This is a genomic window from Streptomyces sp. NPDC046887 (assembly GCF_040644755.1).
Classification (GTDB): Bacteria; Actinomycetota; Actinomycetes; order Streptomycetales; family Streptomycetaceae; genus Streptomyces; species Streptomyces lichenis.
Genome location: NZ_JBEYXH010000078.1, coordinates 1 through 1,390, shown reverse-complemented (window position 1 = coordinate 1,390; position 1,390 = coordinate 1). Strand labels below are relative to the sequence as shown.

Below are 1,390 nucleotides of genomic sequence, written 5' to 3'. Positions count from 1 at the left end.
CGTCATCGTCGTCGGCGCCGGTGCCTGGTCGGCGTTCGTCGGACTGGCGGCGGCGGACGCCCGCGTCTGACCCGTTTCCGGGGGGCGTCAGCGCATTAAGATCCGTAGTCGAAAGGGAAACAGCCCAGACCAACAGCTAAGGTCCCAAAATATATGTTAAGTGGAAAAGGATGTGGGGTTGCACAGACAACTAGGATGTTAGCTCAGAAGCAGCTATCATTCAAAGAGTGCGTAATAGCTCACTAGTCGAGTGACCCTGCGCCGAAAATGTACCGGGGCTAAACATATTACCGAAGCTTTGGATTGATATTTTATCAATGGTAGGAGAGCGTTCTTAACCGCGATGAAGGTATACCGTGAGGAGTGCTGGAGCGTTAAGAAGTGAGAATGCCGGTATGAGTAGCGCAAGATAAGTGAGAATCTTATCCACCGTAAGACTAAGGTTTCCAGGGGAAGGCTCGTCCGCCCTGGGTTAGTCGGGACCTAAGGCGAGGCCGAAAGGCGTAGTCGATGGACAACTGGTTGATATTCCAGTACTAGATATGATCGTGATGGAGGGACGCAGTAGGCTAAGAGATGCCAGTTAATGGATTCTGGTCTAAGCAGTGAGGTGTGAGATGTGTCAAATGCATTTCTCTTTAACATTGAGCTGTGATGGGGAAGCAACTACGGTTGCGAACTCTCTGATGTCACACTGCCAAGAAAAGCTTCTAGCGTAAAGTCATATCTACCCGTACCGCAAACCGACACAGGTAGTCGAGGCGAGTAGCCTCAGGTGATCGAGAGAACTCTCGTTAAGGAACTCGGCAAAATAGCCCCGTAACTTCGGGAGAAGGGGTGCTGGTGTAAAAGCCAGCCGCAGTGAATAGGCCCAAGCAACTGTTTATCAAAAACACAGCTCTCTGCTAAACCGCAAGGTGATGTATAGGGGGTGACGCCTGCCCGGTGCTGGAAGGTTAAGAGGAGTGCTTAGACGTAAGTCGAAGGTATGAATTGAAGCCCCAGTAAACGGCGGCCGTAACTATAACGGTCCTAAGGTAGCGAAATTCCTTGTCGGGTAAGTTCCGACCCGCACGAAAGGCGTAATGATTTGGGCACTGTCTCAACGAGAGACTCGGTGAAATTTTAGTACCTGTGAAGATGCAGGTTACCCGCGACAGGACGGAAAGACCCCATGGAGCTTTACTGTAGTTTGATATTGAGTACCTGTAAGTCATGTACAGGATAGGTAGGAGCCATTGAAATAGGGACGCTAGTTTCTATTGAGGCGTTGTTGGGATACTACCCTTGACTTATGGTTACTCTAACCCGCTGGCATAATCGGCCAGGGAGACATTTTCTGACGGACACTTTGACTGGGGCGGTAGCCTCCTAAAGAGTAAATGATGCG

General features: G+C 50.4%; 1 rRNA gene. It reads left to right on the top strand.

What is annotated here, in order from left to right:
* A 23S ribosomal RNA gene (locus tag ABZ945_RS32905) occupies positions 1-1,390 on the top strand; the annotation flags it as partial.